This window comes from Paenibacillus rhizolycopersici (assembly GCF_014947195.2).
Lineage (GTDB): Bacteria > Bacillota > Bacilli > Paenibacillales > Paenibacillaceae > Fontibacillus > Fontibacillus rhizolycopersici.
Map to the genome: position 1 here is coordinate 17,539 of NZ_JADCNN020000011.1, position 15,838 is coordinate 33,376.

The 15,838-nt window shown below is 51.6% G+C and carries 13 protein-coding genes and 1 tRNA gene; 13 read left to right on the forward strand and 1 reads right to left on the reverse strand.

The annotated features are described in order from the left end of the window. Positions 1–34: 34 nt before the first annotated feature. The 6 genes from IM700_RS13265 to IM700_RS13290 all read left to right on the forward strand — a co-directional run bounded on the left by IM700_RS13265 (position 35) and on the right by IM700_RS13290 (position 6,596). Positions 35–1,072, forward strand: a complete 1,038-nt coding sequence (locus IM700_RS13265) for a galactose ABC transporter substrate-binding protein (protein ID WP_155608492.1) — start codon at positions 35–37, stop codon at positions 1,070–1,072. Positions 1,073–1,241: 169 nt separating this feature from the next. Then, positions 1,242–2,747 carry a sugar ABC transporter ATP-binding protein gene (locus IM700_RS13270; protein ID WP_193416057.1) on the forward strand — a complete coding sequence of 502 codons (1,506 nt, stop codon included), beginning with the start codon at positions 1,242–1,244 and terminating at the stop codon, positions 2,745–2,747. Between the two features lie 23 nt (positions 2,748–2,770). Beyond that, positions 2,771–3,781 carry a galactose/methyl galactoside ABC transporter permease MglC gene (gene mglC / locus IM700_RS13275; RefSeq protein WP_155608490.1) on the forward strand — a complete coding sequence of 337 codons (1,011 nt, stop codon included), beginning with the start codon at positions 2,771–2,773 and terminating at the stop codon, positions 3,779–3,781. 138 nt (positions 3,782–3,919) lie between these two features. Further along, a complete protein-coding gene (locus IM700_RS13280; RefSeq protein WP_193416058.1) occupies positions 3,920–4,456 on the forward strand; it encodes a CAP domain-containing protein in 537 nt (178 codons plus the stop codon). 928 nt (positions 4,457–5,384) lie between these two features. Then, entirely contained in the window at positions 5,385–6,056 is a 672-nt protein-coding gene (locus IM700_RS13285) for a PspA/IM30 family protein (protein WP_155608488.1), read from the forward strand. A gap of 33 nt (positions 6,057–6,089) precedes the next feature. After that, positions 6,090–6,596: a DUF4178 domain-containing protein gene (locus IM700_RS13290; protein WP_155608487.1), complete on the forward strand. Its 507-nt coding sequence runs from the start codon at positions 6,090–6,092 to the stop codon at positions 6,594–6,596. Between the two features lie 136 nt (positions 6,597–6,732). On the opposite strand, the gene IM700_RS13295 is transcribed toward IM700_RS13290, so the two are convergent. After that, positions 6,733–6,805 (reverse strand) — tRNA-Lys (locus IM700_RS13295). A 177-nt stretch (positions 6,806–6,982) separates the two neighbouring features. Here IM700_RS13295 and IM700_RS13300 point away from each other — a divergent pair. The 7 genes from IM700_RS13300 (at position 6,983) to IM700_RS13330 (ending at position 15,838) form a co-directional block, all read left to right on the forward strand. Then, positions 6,983–7,786: a GDSL-type esterase/lipase family protein gene (locus IM700_RS13300; RefSeq protein WP_193416059.1), complete on the forward strand. Its 804-nt coding sequence runs from the start codon at positions 6,983–6,985 to the stop codon at positions 7,784–7,786. A 42-nt stretch (positions 7,787–7,828) separates the two neighbouring features. Next, a complete protein-coding gene (locus tag IM700_RS13305) occupies positions 7,829–8,815 on the forward strand; it encodes an ABC transporter ATP-binding protein (RefSeq protein ID WP_193416060.1) in 987 nt (328 codons plus the stop codon). Continuing rightward, entirely contained in the window at positions 8,808–9,797 is a 990-nt protein-coding gene (locus IM700_RS13310; protein ID WP_193416300.1) for an ABC transporter permease, read from the forward strand. The genes IM700_RS13305 and IM700_RS13310 overlap by 8 nt, the downstream gene beginning before the upstream one ends. Positions 9,798–9,871: 74 nt before the next feature. Then, entirely contained in the window at positions 9,872–11,857 is a 1,986-nt protein-coding gene (parE, locus tag IM700_RS13315) for a DNA topoisomerase IV subunit B (RefSeq protein WP_155608485.1), read from the forward strand. 13 nt (positions 11,858–11,870) lie between these two features. Beyond that, complete coding sequence (gyrA, locus tag IM700_RS13320; protein WP_193416061.1) at positions 11,871–14,318, forward strand: DNA gyrase subunit A; 2,448 nt, start codon at positions 11,871–11,873, stop codon at positions 14,316–14,318. A gap of 189 nt (positions 14,319–14,507) precedes the next feature. Next, positions 14,508–14,957, forward strand: a complete 450-nt coding sequence (locus IM700_RS13325) for a MarR family winged helix-turn-helix transcriptional regulator (RefSeq protein ID WP_193416062.1) — start codon at positions 14,508–14,510, stop codon at positions 14,955–14,957. A 53-nt stretch (positions 14,958–15,010) separates the two neighbouring features. Continuing rightward, the gene (locus IM700_RS13330; RefSeq protein ID WP_193416063.1) at positions 15,011–15,838 is read left to right on the forward strand and encodes an NAD(P)H-binding protein; all 828 of its coding nucleotides are present in this window, start codon (positions 15,011–15,013) and stop codon (positions 15,836–15,838) included.

Below are 15,838 nucleotides of genomic sequence, written 5' to 3' on the forward strand. Positions count from 1 at the left end.
CTCACAGAAATACATTTTTCAGGAGGTCAAAGATATGAAGAAGTTGACGACAGTCATGCTGGCCGCAGCAATGCTCGGTGCGACAATGGTAGGTTGCTCCAACGGCGGCGACAAAGAGAGCAGCGGAGGAAATGGAGGATCCACTCCAAGCGTAGGCGTGGCCATTTACAAATTTGACGATACGTTCATGACGGGCGTTCGGAACTCCATCGAGAAGAACGCGGACGGGATTGCAAAAGTGGATGTCGTAGACAGCCAAAACTCCCAACCGACCCAAAACGATAAAATCGACTTGTTCTTGACGAAGAAAACAAACGCGCTGATCGTTAACCCGGTTGACCGTACGGCGGCAGGCGTCATTATCGACAAAGCCCAAGCCAAAGATACGCCGGTTGTGTTCCTGAACCGCGAACCTTTGCCGGAAGATATGAAGAAATGGGATAAAGTTTACTACGTTGGTGCGAAAGCCGAAGAATCCGGTACGTTATCCGGACAAATCGTAGTTGACTACTGGAAAGCAAATCCGGAAGCGGACAAAAACGGCGACGGCGTATTGCAATACGTGATGCTGAAAGGCGAACCTGGACACCAAGATGCTGAGCTGCGTACGCAATATTCGATCCAAGCGATTGAAGAAGCTGGCATCAAAGTTGAAAAAGTAGCCGAAGACACCGCAATGTGGGACCGCGTAAAAGGCCAAGAGAAAATGGCGGCCTTCCTGGCTGCAAACGGCGACAAAATCGAAGCCGTGCTTGCAAACAATGATGACATGGCTCTCGGCGCAATCGAAGCTTTGAAAGCGGCCGGATACTTCACAGGCGACAAATACATGCCGGTTGTAGGGGTTGACGCCACGGCACCAGCACTTCAAGCGCTGGAACAAGGCACGATGCTGGGTACGGTATTGAATGACGCTGAAAACCAAGGGAAAGCAGCAGTTACTTTGGCTTCCTTGCTGGCAAAAGGCGAAGCGATCAGCAAAGACAGCGTTGGTTTCGAAATTACAGACAACCAATATGTTTGGATCCCTTACCAAAAAGTAACGAAGGATAACGCTGCTGACTTTAAATAAGAGCACGGCTAGCAGGTAATCAGCAGGACTTCTCAACATTCGCAAAGACTAAATGGGAGGTTCGATGCCGAAGGGTACGGACCTCCCGGTTTTTTCGCAGGGATAGGAATACCGGAGGAAATCATGCTGTGCCTCTAAAGCGAAAGAAATGATCAGGGGGCGAAAAACAATGTCTGAATTCATGCTCGAAATGAAGGGCATCACCAAGGAGTTTCCCGGCGTCAAAGCGCTGGATGGCGTAACGCTGCAGGTTAGACCTGGTACCGTTCATGCGCTGATGGGTGAAAACGGGGCCGGTAAATCAACGCTGATGAAATGCCTGTTCGGAATTTATAAGCCGGACGATGGCGAAATTGTGCTGAATGGTCAGAAAGCGGAAATTAACAATTCCAGCGATGCGCTGAAGCTCGGGGTTTCGATGATTCACCAGGAGCTGCATCCGGTACCTTTCCGCAATGTCATGGAAAATATATGGCTCGGACGTTTCCCTATGCAAGGATGGGGTCCTCTCCGCTTCGTTGACCATAAGAAGATGTACAAGGACACGGAAGAGCTGTTTAAACAGTTAGATATCGATTTAGACCCGGAAACGATTGTCGGTAAGCTGTCCGTTTCGAAGATCCAGTCGATCGAGATCGCCAAAGCGGTATCCTTCAACTCGCAGATTATCGTCATGGACGAACCAACCTCCTCTTTGACAAGCGTAGAGGTCGAGCATCTGTTCCGGATCATCAATGATTTGAAGAAACGCGGCGTGTCGATTATTTATATCTCGCACAAAATGGAGGAAATCCTGCGGATCTCCGACGATGTCACCATCATGCGCGACGGCAAGAAGATTGGCACGTGGCCGGCAGCGGAAATGACCACGGACCTCATTATCTCCAAGATGGTCGGCCGCGATTTAACGCAGCGGTTTCCAGACCGCCACAATGTGCCGAACGGCGTCATTTTAAAGGTGGATAAGCTGACGTCCAGCAACCCGAAATCGTTTAAGGATGTATCGTTTGAGCTGCGTAAAGGGGAAATCCTTGGCGTGGGCGGACTGGTCGGGGCACAGCGCACGGAATTGATCGAAGCGCTGTTCGGCCTCCGGGAAATTCAGTCGGGGACGATCTCGATCGGAGGCAAAGAGGTCAAGATTCGCAGTGCCGGCGAAGCCAAGAAGCACGGGTTAGCCCTACTCACGGAGGAACGCCGCACGACCGGTATTTTCCCGGTATTGTCCGTTCACGAAAATGGGGCGATCGCGAATATGTCCCGTTACGTGACGTCGTTCGGGCTCTTGAATGATCGCAAGAAAAAAGCCGAAGTCAACCAAATGGTTGAGAAGCTACGGACCAAAACGCCGTCCCCGAAGACGTTGATCATGAACCTTTCGGGCGGGAATCAGCAAAAGGTACTGCTTGCGCGCTGGCTTTTGACTGAGCCGGATATTCTGCTCTTAGACGAACCCACACGCGGGATTGACGTTGGGGCAAAATACGAGATTTACTCCATTATTGCGGATTTGGCACAGCAAGGCAAAAGCATCATCATGATTTCATCCGAGATGCCTGAACTGCTTGGGATGTCCGACCGTGTTATGGTAATGTCCGAAGGCCGTCTTACAGGGATTGTGGATGGAGACAAGGCTACGGAAGAAGAAATTATGCGTTTGGCTGCCCAGCACTAAGGTTAGAGAAGGAGGAGAAAATCATGAATACAAAGAAATTACAAAGTTTTGTTAGTGAAAATGCCATTTATATCGTTTTGGCTGTGCTATTAGTCGGCATCGCTGTCTATGAGCCTAGCTTTATCGGCTTGAATACGCTTCGCGATATTTTGATCCAGTCGTCGACACGGGTGATCATCGCCCTCGGCGTGGCCTTTATTCTCATCACGGGCGGTACTGACTTGTCCGCTGGCCGGATGGTTGGTTTGACGGCGGTCGTGTCTGCTTCCATGCTGCAAGAAGTAGATTATGCGCGTCGTTTCTTCCCCAATTTACCGGAGCTTCCGATGTTTATTCCGGTTCTGATCGCTATTGCAGTGGGTCTGCTCTTTGGTCTGATTAACGGGGTAATCGTTGCTAAATTCAAAGTTCCGCCGTTTATCGCTACATTGGGTACCATGGTTGCTATTTACGGAATCAACTCGCTGTACTTCGATACCGATCCTAACCAATCCCAGCCTATCGGCGGCCTGCGCGGCGATTTTACGAATCTGCTGGGTTCGGGGAGCATTGGGAAAGGTGATTTCTCCATTCCTTACATCGTCATTATCGCCATCGTCGTCTGCGCCATTGTTTGGGTGATGTTTAACAAAACACGTCTCGGTAAAAACATGTACGCGATTGGCGGCAATGAGCAAGCGGCTAAGGTGTCTGGGATCAACGTATCTAAAAACCTGATCCTCATTTATTCTATCGCAGGCGCTTTGTATGGCTTGGCAGGTGTGATGGAAGCCGCTAGAACCGGCGGCGCAACGAACAACTACGGGAACATGTACGAGCTTGACGCGATCGCTGCCTGCGTCGTCGGCGGGGTCTCCACTACAGGGGGTATCGGTACGGTTCCGGGCATCATGGCCGGGGTGCTGATCTTTACGGTTATCAACTACGGCTTGACCTTCGTTGGTGTAGGTCCTTACTGGCAACAAATCATCAAAGGTGCGATTATCGTTGCTGCCGTAGCATTCGATATGCGTAAATACGCAAGCAAGAAATAAGAAAAGGAATGGCAGGGGGAAGGGCGGCTCATGAGTCGCTCTTTTTCCATTTTTTAAGCAAGCAGAGGCCATCGAAATATGTTAAAATGTGACAAGAAACGGCAAAACGGGGCAAACGGCTGGGAGGAGCTATCCATCATGAAGAAATGGAGTACAAAAATCGGGATGTCCGGGCTGCTGGTTGCGGCTTTGGCATTGGCTTTGACGACGGCGCAAGGAGGCGGATTGGGAACGGACACTGCGCATGCAGCTGCTGTATCTGGAGTTAAGTCGAAGTCGCTAGCAGCAGTCTATGCGCAAATCCAGACGCAAAACGCGTCCAAGGTGGTCGCGCTCGTGAACAAGGAGCGAAAGGACGCCGGGTTAAAACCGCTGATGGTGCATACCAACTTAACGAAGATGGCCAAGACCAAAGCCATCGACATGTTCAAAACCGGGTATTTTAGCCATACGTCACCGAACTACGGCTCCCCCTTCGATATGATGGACTCATCCAACATCACGTATCTCTATGCCGGCGAGAACATCGGCAAAGGCCAGCGTTCCGCCGAGGAAGTGGTCAAGGATTGGATGGACAGCCCTGGCCATAAGGCGAATATCCTCAATCCCAAATACAAGCTGATCGGCGTCGGGTATTATAATGGGTATTGGGTGCAGGAGTTTATCGGGAAATGAGTGCTCGCGTCTTCATGCGAGCATGAAAATATAGAGGAGCCTGGCGTGTTGCCGGGCTCTTTGTTGTAGTTTAGCGGAGTCAGCGGAAGCGAATAACAAGCACGGGCCGCTCTTGTCCGCCGCTTGTCCAACGATGGGGTGGAGCTGTGAGGTAGCACGTGTCACATCCGCGAGCTGGAAATAGGAGGGGGCCTTGGCGATTCAGTGTACATGATTCGCTGGGCTCGGAAAAGCGAAAAGTGTGTTTGAGTAGGCGAACGGACCAACGTAGAGTGATTCAACGGGATAGAGGTGTTTTTAACGGACCTGAGAGACGTTATTTGGCTAGAAGCACAAGGCTAAGAACTCTAACGGACCGAGAAGACCTTATTTGCTCCCAATTGGCCGTAGTAGCCTCATTTTGAGGCGAATAACGGCTTCTGGGTCCGTTAAACTGGGAAATAACCGGGAAATGTTTAAATAACGCCTCTACGGTCCGTTAGCGCAAGAGAGCGGAGTCGCGTACGGCGATGGCAAAGACCAGGGTAGAGTAATTGAGTAATAGCCCGGTGAATTAACGATAAGATTCACCGGGCCTCCTACTCCCCCCCTTCACGGATTGGGGGGATTTGAAAGGAGATAAAGAGCGCAAAAGGCCAGAGGGTGAAATGATTTTGAAGAAACTAAAAGCTTTCTGAAAGAAAGCTACTTCGGAAGGAGAGGCTGTGGTCGCCTTTGAGAGCGGATTTCTACCCCTTATGAATTTACACAATCAAGAAATCCGCGAACAACAGCGATCGTAAGAACATTTCACCCGGCGGGCTCCAAGGCTCGTTTGATCAATCTTTCAAGTCTGATCGCCTAATCCGAAATATTTTCATGAAACCTCCTGAATTCTGCAGCGTAAACATATGCATAATCTGATATTTCAATCGGGAGGAATAAACAAATGTCTATGTTTAAGAGATTACGCGATTTGACGATGTCCAATATCAACGCTTTGATCGACAAAGCGGAAGATCCGATTAAGTTGACCGACCAATATATCCGCGATATGCAAGAAGATCTTGAAGACGCAGAGAAGGCGGTTGCCGCTCAGATTGCCATTGAGAAGAAGTTCAAGGGACTGTACGAAGAACAGGAAGCTTTGGTCGAACGTCGCACACAACAGGCGCACCAAGCGGCCCAAGCGCAAAACGTTGATCTGGCTCGCCGCGCTTTGGAAGAGAAGAAAGCGGCTGAAACGAAAATGGCGGAATACAAGACCAGCTATGACCAGAATAAAGCAGCGGCCGACAATCTTCGGGGTAAGCTTGAGGAAATGCGCAAGCAACTGACGGAGATGAGGAACAAACGCGAAACGCTCGTAGCCCGCTACAATGCGGCGAAAGCGCAGAACGAAATCAACAAGACGATGTCCGGGTTTAATGCGGATTCCGCATCAAGCGGTCTGAAACGTATGGAAGAGAAAATGCTGCAGATGGAAGCCCAAGCTGAAGCAAGCAATGAACTTAGCTCCAAGGGCAAGTCTCTGGACGAAGAATTTGAAGGCTTGAACAAGGACGCTGCAGTGGAAGCGGAATTGGCCGAGTTGATGAAGCAATACGAGGATAAAAAATAGGCGAATCGAACCTAAAGTGAGGCTAGACCGAACATGAGCGTATGGAAAAGAATCGGTAACCTGTTTGCCAAACCGGCACCGCCGATGACAGAGAAGAGCATGCTTGCACTAGCTCCCGGTGACATCTGCGAGGTATCGCTCGTCTCCTACGAAGTGACCGGACGAGTGGGCAATCGCGGCCGTAATGCCGTCGTACTGACGCTACAGGACGGCAGCCGCATCAGTTATCTGCTGGTGGAGGAGCGCGAGACGCTGCAGTATCAGTGGTATCAGCCGATTGACGGAAGGTTGGACGATCCAACCGAAGTACCGTCTCAAATGGAGCTGGACGGAACGGAGTATTTTTTGGAAGAGGAGTACGGGGGTTACGTGTCCGTGGTTGGCAAAACGCCGTTTCTGCAAGGTGGAGAGCAGCATGTGTGGCAATACCAGTCCGACGATGGCAAGCTGCTGCGCATCGAGTGGCAAAATGGACGGTTTATGTTGTACGAAGGCGTTAAGGTGATTTCAGCCGACGTCAAAGTCATCCGCGCCAACTAACACAGGTGGCGGTGGCTGGACCATGACGAGAAGCGCGAGAACGGGGCGACAACCTCGATTCTCGTGCTTTTTTCGCTTAGAAGTGGACAAAAAATAACATCCCCCAAGCTGCCGATGCAGTGGAGGATGCTATAAATGGGTTATGCAGGGGTCGAACCTGCGACCTGCCGATTAAGAGTCGGCTGCTCTACCAGCTAAGCTAATAACCCGTAACGTGAAGTTTTTTCGGAACATGAAATATTATAACTCTGTGACTTACAAAAAGCTAGTCCTTTTTTCGGGAAAATTTGCATCTCTTCACAAGAAGTTTTATGTTATTTACATAAGTTGGAGAGTTTATTGAAGTGAGTGTTAGATGGGACTTAGAACGAACAGGAGGAAGTGGCATGAACAGAACGTCCCGAATCTGGAGATGGGCAGGAATTTCCTCCGCCCTGTCGACCTTGCTGCTGCTGGCTGGCTTCGTTTACGCAGTGTCGGATATTGCGAATCCTTCGGCAGTAGCCGGCAAGCAGGCGGTATCCCCTTCCCGAACGGAACAGGCCGCAAAGGCCGGCGCTTTCGATGTGACCGCTATCGGGGATTCCCTGGCCAAAGGGACCGGGGACGATACGGGGAGCGGATTTGCACGGCGGACGGTTGACTTATTAAATAAAGAAGGTGCAACCTCTAAATTGGTCAACAACCTCGGGATCAATGGGTTAACAACGGAAGAACTCTTGCCGATGCTGGAGGATCCGGGCGTGAAATATGCTTTGCAGCAGGCGGGGATCATCCTGTTGTCCATTGGAGGCAATGATTTGTTCAACGGCACGGAAGAATTGACCTCCGGCGAACAGGTGCCCACCGAAGCCGAAATCGATGCGGCCATCGATAAGAGCTCGGCTGATTTTGGGCAAGTCGTCGCGCAAATTAAAAAAATCAACGTGCAGGCACTGCTTGTCTACGTTTCTTTATATAACCCATTCAGCGACCTGGAAGGGATGCGGGAAATCGGTAATGATGCGGTGGCTCGGTGGAATGCGATGGCGATGAATGCGCTCGGCGAATATGAAGGCACGTTAGCGGTGCCTACCTATGATTTGTTTATACAAAACTCGTCCCGCTATCTGTCGAGCGATCATTTTCACCCGAACGGGGACGGCTATCAAGCAATAGCTGAACGAATGGTGCAGGGTATTAAGCGCTAATAAAGGACTTGTTCTGGAGTAAAAATGAAGGAGTGGACGGCGATGGGGATACGGAAGCCGATGAATGCCGAACAACGCCAACCTGTATTGAAGGTACAGAGGCTCAAGAAGAAAATCGGCCGAAAGTGGATCGTACACGAAGTGAATTTCGAGGTGTATGCCGGGGAGATTTTCGGGTTCCTGGGACCTAACGGGGCCGGTAAAACGACGACGATCCGCATGCTCGTTGACCTGATCCGCCCAACGGCCGGTCAAGTGAACATTTGTGGATACGATGTGCAGCGGGAACCGGAGCTGGCGTTGCGTTGCGTGGGATCGATCGTAGAGAATCCCGAGGTTTACAGCTATTTGACCGGACGGGAGAACCTCGAGCATTTTGCCCGGATGATCCCAGGCATCGATGCGAGTCGGATTGAAGAAGTCGTTCATATGGTGGGGCTGACGGGCCGAATTGACGATAAGGTTAAAACCTATTCGTTAGGGATGAGACAGCGGCTGGGGATCGCTCAGGCATTGTTAGGACGACCGAAGCTGCTGATCCTAGACGAACCGACGAACGGTCTTGATCCCAAGGGCATCAAAGAGATGCGCGGGTTTATCCGCCGGTTGGCAGAGGAAGGCATGGCCGTATTCGTATCGAGCCATCTGCTTAGCGAAATTCAGCTGCTATGCGACCGGGTGGCGATTATCGGGCGTGGACGCGTACTGGCCGTCGGTCAAGTTGACGAACTGATTCAAGCGAACATGAGTTATGTGATATGGGAACTGGAACCCCGGGAGCCGGGAGAGCGGCTGCTTCGATCGGCATCCGGGGTCAGCGTGGTGAACGAAGCTGGAAACGTGCTGGACGATACGATCATGGCGGGGATCCAGGGCCAAGCGATTGTAACCCAAATGCAGCCGGAATTAATCCCTGACCTCGTAGGTCGCTTGGTGCGGGAGGGGGTCCGGGTGGAAGCCGTCCAGAAAGTCAGTCCGACACTTGAACAGCTGTTCCTGGAGATGACGGAAGGTGAAAGCATTGAATAACATTTTGCCTTTAGTAAAAAATGAAACGATCAAGATGATCAAGAAGAAACGCTTTTATGTCATCTTGCTTGTTCTAATCGTGCTGGTGCCGATGTTTGCTTACGCCCAACTGCGGCAGGCCGAGGACAAACGGGAGAAGTTCGGTACCGACTGGCGCCGGGAGGTTCAGCAAGCGATCACGGACAACCAAAATTCGCTGGGCAGCGACCGGGTACCGGAAGAATGGAAGAAATACCGCCAAATTTATATTCAGCAGATGAAATATTATTTGGAACATGACGTGAATCCGAAGGAGCCGGGCGGCGTCTCATTTACTCGGGAGTTCTTAGATAACGCGGCCACGTTGTTCATTCCGCTGTTAATCATGGGCGTGGGCTCGGATATCGTGTCTTCGGAGCGGACGGGGGGAACCGTCAAAATGCTGCTTACGCGGCCGATTAGACGGTGGAAAATCCTGTTGAGCAAGCTGTTGACCTTGCTGATGTTCGTGTCCTTAATCATCATATCAACCTGTTTGATTTGTTATTTGATATCGGGTTTATTTTTCGGTTACCGCGGATGGACGATGCCGGTATTTACCGGGTTCCAGCTCAGAGGGGCGGAAGTGGATATCTCGGGCGTGCATGCAGTGCCGCAATGGCAGTATATCTTCATGCAGGCCGGACTGATTTGGTTTGTCAGCGTTGTGGTCGCCGCACTGGCTTTCATGGTGTCCGTGCTCGTGCGCAGCACGTCGGCAAGCATTGTCATCATGATGGCGACGCTGATCGCCGGCAATATTTTGACGAATATGGCTTCTTCCTGGACGAGCGCCAAATACCTGTTCATGGTGAACTTGGGTTTAACGAATTATTTAGCAGGTACTCCGGCGCCAATCGAGGGGATGACGCTGGGCTTTTCGCTGGCTGTGCTGGCGGTTTGGGGGGCTTGCTCGCTAATCGTTTCATTCCTTGTCTTTACGAAACAAGATATTTTGAATTAAAATGGACAAAGGCACCAAAACATCTGTTCGTTTACATACAGAGGTTTACTACAAGAAATAAAGGGGGAGCATGAATGGCCGAACAAATCGATTTGTTCGAGGACGTACCCGGCACAAGTTCCGGAAGCTCGTCTTCGGGTTACGACGCGGACGACATTCAAGTGCTCGAGGGGCTTGTCGCGGTACGCAAACGGCCAGGGATGTATATTGGCAGTACGAGCTCGTCGGGACTTCATCATCTGGTTTGGGAGATCGTAGATAATGCCGTCGACGAGCATCTGGCAAAGTACTGCTCCAAAATCGACATTACGCTGAATAAGGACGGATCGGTCACCGTAATCGACAACGGTCGGGGAATTCCAATCGGGATGCACAAAACCGGCATTCCGACGCCGCAAGTCGTATTTACGATTTTGCACGCAGGCGGTAAATTCGGTGGATCGGGTTACAAGAAATCAGGCGGTTTGCACGGCGTTGGCGCCTCGGTGACCAATGCACTGTCCGAGTGGCTGGAGGTTCATATCTACCTGAACGGGAAAATCCATCGAATGCGCTTCGAATATTGGGTCGACGACAAAGGTATTGAACACGTTGGCGAACCAGTCACTGGACTTGAGGTCATCGGCAATACGAATAAGACCGGAACGAAGGTCACGTTTAAACCGGATATTCGCGTGTTTTCCGGTGGTATCGGATTAAACTATGATACGCTCGCGGAACGTTTACAGGAGATCGCTTTTCTGAATTCGGGCCTGAAGGTGACCTTGAAGGACGAGCGGACCGACCGTTTCGACGAGTTTTTTTACGAGGGCGGAGCCAGTCAGTTCGTTCAGTTTCTCAATGACGGGAAGGACGTACTGCATGACGTCGTCCATTTCTATGCGGAGCGGGAAGATATCGAGGTGGAGGTTGCGCTGCAGTACAATGCAGGCTATACCGAAACCCTAGTCTCCTTCGTTAACTCCATTCCAACTCGCGGCGGGGGAACGCATGAAACCGGATTCAAGACGGCATATACCCGGGTGATGAACGAGTATGCCCGGAAGAACGGCATCCTCAAGGAGAAGGAGAAGAACCTCGAAGGCAACGATTTGCGCGAAGGGATGATGGCTGTCATCAGCGTCAAAATGTCCGAGGTCGAGTTTGTGGGACAAACGAAGGACCAGTTGGGGAGTGCGTCCGCGCGCAGCGCCGTGGAATCGGTCGTTGGGGATAAGATGGCGGTGTTTCTGGAAGAGAACCCGCAGGTCGCCCAAACGCTGATCAAGAAGGCGGTACAAGCTTCTAAAGCGCGGGAGGCCGCCCGCAAAGCCCGCGACGAAATGCGCTCGGGCAAGAAGCGGAGCGAGAGCTCGAACCTCGGCGGCAAGCTGACGCCAGCGCAATCGAAGGACTTCTCGCGTACCGAGTTATTTATCGTGGAAGGCGATTCTGCCGGAGGTTCGGCGAAGCAGGGGCGCGATTCGAAGATCCAGGCGATTCTGCCACTGAAGGGTAAGCCGATGAATCCGGAGAAAGCGAAGCTCGCCGATATTCTGAAGAACGACGAATACCGGGCCATCATTTCGGCGATCGGTGCCGGTATCGGCCCGGAATTCGCCGTTGAGGACAGCAATTTTTCCAAAATCATCATTATGACCGACGCGGATACGGACGGCGCGCACATCCAGGTGCTGCTGCTGACGTTCTTCTACCGTTACATGAAGCCATTGATTGATGCGGGACGGGTTTATATCGCCCAGCCGCCTTTGTACAAGATCACCCGTCGATCCGGCAAGCTGGAAACGGTGAGGTATGCCTGGAGTGACGAGCAACTGCAGAACTACCTGAAGGAATTCGGCAAGAATTTCGAGCTGCAGCGCTACAAAGGTTTAGGGGAAATGAATCCCGAGCAGCTGTGGGAAACGACGATGAATCCGGAAACGCGGACCATGCTGCAGGTGCAGATCGAAGACGCCGCCAAAGCGGAACGCCGCGTGTCTACGCTGATGGGGGACAAGGTCGATCCGCGCAAGCGCTGGATCGTGGAAAACGTGGATTTCACGGAGTTTGAGGAATAGAAGGTGAATTGATGTGAGCATGCTGGAAAACTTTTTGCCGGCGTTTCTGGAAGAGGTTGTAGGCGACCGCTTTGGCCGGTATTCCAAATACATTATTCAAGACCGGGCGATTCCCGATATTCGCGACGGGTTGAAGCCGGTGCAACGGCGGATTTTGTACGCGATGTACGATTCCGGCAATACGCCGGACAAGCCGTACCGGAAGTCGGCCAAAACCGTCGGGGACGTCATGGGGAACTATCATCCGCACGGGGACTCTTCGATTTACGAGGGTATGGTGCGGATGGCGCAACCGTGGAAAATGGGTCATACGCTGGTCGACGGCCACGGCAACTGGGGCTCGCAGGACGATGACCCGGCGGCAGCAATGCGGTATACCGAAGCTCGCCTATCGGCGATCGCGATGGAGCTGCTGCGCGACATTGAGAAACGAACCGTACCGTTCAAAGACAACTTCGATAACACAGCGAAGGAGCCTGTGGTGCTGCCAGCACGATTTCCGAACCTGCTGGTCAATGGCGCCAGCGGGATCTCAGCCGGATTTGCGACGGAAATTCCGCCGCATAATCTGCGCGAGGTGATCGATGCTTGTATCGCTTTGATGGAGAAACCCGAAATGACGTTGGAGGAAATTCGCTTGTTCGTCAAAGGACCGGATTTTCCAACGGGCGGGATCATCATGGGCGAGGAAGGCATTCAGGAAGCTTATCAGTCCGGCAAAGGCCGAATTTATCTGCGGTCGAAGACGGAGATCGAGACGCTCCGCGGCGGGAAACAGCAGATCGTGATCACCGAAATTCCGTATCAGGTGGTTAAATCCCGTTTGGTTACGGCCATGGAAAACATCCGTCTGGAGAAAAAGGTGGACGGAATCGCCGAGGTCCGCGACGAAAGCGGCCGGAACGGGCTGCGTATCGTTGTTGAGCTGAAGAAGGATGCGGATGCCCAGGGGATTTTAGCGTATTTGCTAAAGAAAACCGATCTTCAAGTCACGTACAACTTCAATATGGTGGCGATCGTCAACAAAGCGCCGCGCTTATTGGGCCTCAAAGCGATGCTCGAAGCCTACATTGCCCATCAACGTGAAGTTGTCACGTACCGGACGCAATATGAGCTGGAGAAGCTGGAGGACCGCGCTCACGTATTGGAGGGCCTAGTTAAAGCGCTCAACATCTTGGATGAGGTCATCGCGGCGATTAAAGCCTCCAAGAACCGCCAGGATGCGCAAAACAACCTGCAATGGATGTTTGGTTTCACCGAACGCCAAGCGGATGCCATCTTGACGTTGCAGCTGTATCGGTTGACGAATCTCGAAATCACGACGCTGCAAAAAGAGATGGAGGACATCCAGAAGAAAATCACGGTTCTGCGCGGCATACTGGAAAGCGATAAGAAACTGATTGCTTTGATCAAAAAAGAGCTGATCGAAATCCGCGACAAATACGGAATTGACCGCCGCTCGCACATTCAAGACGAGGTTGAGGAGCTTAAAGTGAACCTCGAGGTTCTCGTTGCCCAGGAGGATGTGCTGGTCACGATCTCGCATGAAGGGTACATCAAACGCACCAGCATGCTGTCCTTTACTAGATCCGGCGGGGAGCGGGATGGCTCAGGGGTCAAAGAAGGCGACTACATCAAGCATCTGCTGGAGCTGGATACGCTGCAGAACCTGCTGATCTTTACGCAGCGGGGACAGTATTTCCTCTTGCCGGTGCACCAGATTCCGGAGTTCAAGTGGAAGGACAACGGAACGGCGATCGTCAACGTGATCCCGCTCGCCAAAGAGGACCGGATTATCAGCGTCATTCCGGTGAAAAGCTTCGACGAGAATCCGGAGCTTAGTCTGGTGTTCGTCACGAAGAACGGTCAGGTGAAGCGGACGGAATTGAAGGAGTACGAGACGAAGCGTTCCGGAGCCATCGCCGCTTGCAAGGTCGGCGACGGCGACGTGGTGCTGAGCGTCACAGTCAGCCGAAGCAATCAAGAGATCCTGATGCTGACGAAACAGGGAATGGCGATCCGGTTTGCTGAAAGCGAAGTGAACCCAATGGGTCGCGTGTCCGCAGGGGTACGCGGGATCAACCTGAAGGATGACGACGAGGTTGTCGCCGCACTCTGGGTCGAAGGGGAAGAAGGCGAAGTTCTCGTCGTGTCGGATCTGGCTTACGGCAAACGCAGCCTGCTGCTGGATTACCCGCTCCAAAGCCGAGGCGGCAAAGGCGTACAGTCCTTTGAATTTAAGGAAGGCAAACGCGTCAAGCCGAATGGCAGCCGTCTGATCGGCGGGATTCGCTGCAAAGAGCCGGTGCTCTTGCAGGCGGTTACGAAAGATGGAAAAATGCACGCATTCAGCTCGGAAGAGGCTCCGTTAGCCGATCGGAAATCGATCGGAAAAGCGCTGATGCATCTCGAGAAGAACGACGGAGTCACCGAGCTTCTGCTCAAAAGCAAATCAGAATAAGTAGAAGTCCCGCGAAAGGCGCGTAAGCGATTTGGCGGGACTTTTTTCTAGTGTTTGGAGAGCAACATAAACCAGAGCTGGCTACAAAAGAAGACTTAAAATTAATGATCCCCCTTGATTTATGGGGGAGTTCTTGATTATATTAGTTAAGTGCTTAATTAAATAGCTTGAGATTGAGGAGTGCGTTTAATGGAAGAATTGCAGGATTACGTAATGCAACAAACGTTGCCTATGCAGGTATTCTTCACTCTTGTGGAAGCGACTGCGAAGCTGGTAGAGGTATCGGAAAAATACTGGCACTCCATCGGACAGAATGGTGCCAGAGTCCGCATTCTGGTCGAAATCATGAAGGAGGGAGGGCAACTGCTTCCTTCCTTGCTCGCTCAAAAGATCGGTGTCACGAAAGCAAACATCAGCCTTTTGCTCACCCCTTTAGAAAAGGATGGATTGATTCGCCGGACCAGCCATCCGACCGATGGTCGCAAGTCAGTTATTTCGATCACGATCGAAGGACAGTCGTTTCTGCTGAATCATTTGCCAGGCAACCGCAGTACTGTCACTGAGAAGCTAAAGGTGCTTACGGATGACGAACTGAAACAACTCGCAGGTTTGCTAAATAAGTTGAAAAACCAAGTGTAATTCATAATGAGCATATAGTTAAGTTCTTAATTAAATGTACAGGGAGGTTTATTATGTCAATTGCCATTACCGGAGCGTCTGGGAAGTTAGGAAAACTGATCTTAAAGTATTTGCGTCAGCAGGCGACAAACGAGCCCTTAATCGCTTGCGTGCGCAAGCCGGAAGGCACAACTGACTATGAGGAGTTGGGCGTTGAGGTGCGCTATTGCGATTATGATGTACCCGGAAGCCTGGCCCCTGCATTTACCGGCGTGGATAAGCTGCTACTGATCTCTGGCTCGGACATCGATGATACGGTTCGCCTTCGCCAGCATACCCAAGTTGTCGAGGCATCCAAACGGGCAGGGGTAAAACATCTATCCTATACGGGCTTTGCGTTTCCCGGAACCGTTCAAGTTCCACCCGTGCCTCTGCATTTGGCTACAGAGCAAGCTATTATAACTTCGGGGATTCCATATACCTTCTTCAGGAATGCTCTTTATGCCGACCTAACGTCCCAGTTCGGGCTCGACTCGGCCATCCGAACGGGAGAACTGGCCACATTCCCAGGAGAATGGCGCTTTAATACCGTTACACGTGAGGATTTAGCAAAGGCCATCTCTTCCGTTTTAGGCTCTCGCCCGGCCCCGCACCATGTAAATCGGATTTACGAGCTAACGGCCCCTAGGTTCTGGACTTTTCAGAATTTAGCGGAAGCTTTGTCTGAGATATCGGGTAAAAACGTCGTTCATCGCGAAGATCCGCAGATCCAGAGCTGGATTTATGGGTATTTAAGCAAACTGAATACGACTTCCACCACAGAGGATTTAGAGACGTTGATCGGCGGCCCCGCAACCTCCCTTAAAGAAAGCATTCTACCGCTTATTGAATGGAAAAAATGA

What these genes read in the sequence shown, in the direction of transcription:
- IM700_RS13325 (WP_193416062.1), top strand. Translation starts at nt 14,508, where the DNA reads ATGGAAGAATTGCAGGATTACGTAATGCAACAAACGTTGCCTATGCAG.
- mglC (WP_155608490.1), top strand. Translation starts at nt 2,771, where the DNA reads ATGAATACAAAGAAATTACAAAGTTTTGTTAGTGAAAATGCCATTTAT.
- IM700_RS13330 (WP_193416063.1), top strand. Translation starts at nt 15,011, where the DNA reads ATGTCAATTGCCATTACCGGAGCGTCTGGGAAGTTAGGAAAACTGATC.
- IM700_RS13285 (WP_155608488.1), top strand. Translation starts at nt 5,385, where the DNA reads ATGTCTATGTTTAAGAGATTACGCGATTTGACGATGTCCAATATCAAC.
- IM700_RS13305 (WP_193416060.1), top strand. Translation starts at nt 7,829, where the DNA reads ATGGGGATACGGAAGCCGATGAATGCCGAACAACGCCAACCTGTATTG.
- parE (WP_155608485.1), top strand. Translation starts at nt 9,872, where the DNA reads ATGGCCGAACAAATCGATTTGTTCGAGGACGTACCCGGCACAAGTTCC.
- IM700_RS13270 (WP_193416057.1), top strand. Translation starts at nt 1,242, where the DNA reads ATGTCTGAATTCATGCTCGAAATGAAGGGCATCACCAAGGAGTTTCCC.
- IM700_RS13290 (WP_155608487.1), top strand. Translation starts at nt 6,090, where the DNA reads ATGAGCGTATGGAAAAGAATCGGTAACCTGTTTGCCAAACCGGCACCG.
- IM700_RS13300 (WP_193416059.1), top strand. Translation starts at nt 6,983, where the DNA reads ATGAACAGAACGTCCCGAATCTGGAGATGGGCAGGAATTTCCTCCGCC.
- IM700_RS13280 (WP_193416058.1), top strand. Translation starts at nt 3,920, where the DNA reads ATGAAGAAATGGAGTACAAAAATCGGGATGTCCGGGCTGCTGGTTGCG.
- IM700_RS13265 (WP_155608492.1), top strand. Translation starts at nt 35, where the DNA reads ATGAAGAAGTTGACGACAGTCATGCTGGCCGCAGCAATGCTCGGTGCG.